Source organism: Finegoldia magna (assembly GCF_018371055.1).
Taxonomy (GTDB): Bacteria; Bacillota; Clostridia; order Tissierellales; family Peptoniphilaceae; genus Finegoldia; species Finegoldia magna_I.
On sequence record NZ_JAGYZD010000349.1, the window covers coordinates 1 to 1,240 of the forward strand.

The 1,240-nt window shown below is 28.3% G+C and carries 1 protein-coding gene; it reads left to right on the forward strand.

Annotated features, from left to right (window positions below):
- The first annotated feature begins 105 nt into the window (after positions 1-105).
- Positions 106-1,062, forward strand: coding sequence for a DUF1002 domain-containing protein (locus KHW44_RS09790; RefSeq protein ID WP_002836261.1), 957 nt, complete (start codon positions 106-108; stop codon positions 1,060-1,062).
- The last annotated feature ends 178 nt before the right edge of the window (positions 1,063-1,240 follow it).

Below are 1,240 nucleotides of genomic sequence, written 5' to 3' on the forward strand. Positions count from 1 at the left end.
AGTCTTTGAGATTTGGCTTATTTTGTTTAGTTTTTCTTAATAATTTTGTAGACTTTGAACGCTTGATTTTGTGCTATAATCAATGTGAACGGAGGATAATAATCTATGAAAAAAATTACAGTTTTTTTATTAGCTATTTTAATTTCACTCTCATCAACTATCAGCTTTGCTGGTGAAATAGACACCAAGGTTGTTGATGAAAAGTGGGGTAAGCCAACTTTTGTGTATGGTGAAAGCTTAGATAAATCTCAAATTAGAAAAACAAAAGGACTTTTAAATATTGAGGATGACAGTAATATTAAGTCGGTTATGGTAACTTATAATGATTTATTGAAATACATCGGAGGAGATGATTCAAATCCAGGAAGTATGATTTCAAGCGTTTTGGTGAAAAAAGAAAATAAGAACAAAGGGATAAAAGTCAATATAACAACACCAAAAAATATTACATTAATTACCGAAAAACAATATGAAAATGCTGCAATTACAGCAGGTGTAAAAGACTGCACAATAATGGTGGCTGCAGTGAGACCAGTAACTGGAGAATCAGCGTTGACTGGTGTATTCAAAGCTTTTGAGTCAAATGGTGAAAAGCTTGACAGTGACAGAATAAAAGTTGCCCAAGAAGAACTAGAAGTTGTTAGTGATATTAACAAAGAAAACAAAGATAAAGGCGACTTTAATAGAGACAAATTAAATGATGTTATTGTCGTAATAAAAGATAATATTGCGAACATCAATATTAACAACAATGGTCAAGCTCCAACTCTTGAAGAAATTAAAAAGATTGTCAACGACGCAATCAAAGAGAATAATCTTGAAAATGTAATCACAGAAGATCAAAAACAAGAATTGGTAAATTTTTTCGAAAAATATTCTAATGTGAAATCTATTGATTCAAAAGATATTAAGGATGAATTGTCTAATATTTCTGGTAAAGTTATAGAAGGAGCTAAGGATATTTATAAAAAAGCAGAAGACGCAGGTATTATTGATAAAATAATTAACTTTTTCTCTTCAATCATAAAATCAATTGCAGATTCTTTTGATTCAAATAAATAACAAATTAAGAGGCTTTTTTAGTCTCTTTTTTTAATTTTAAGATATAAGAAATAATATCAATCCAACTTGTAATCATTATAAAATATGGTATAATTAAATTGTAAATTAAATAGGAAAGGATGATTATTTATGTCATTAATTAAAAAACACGTTGAAGAATTTAAAGTTCCTGCTTATC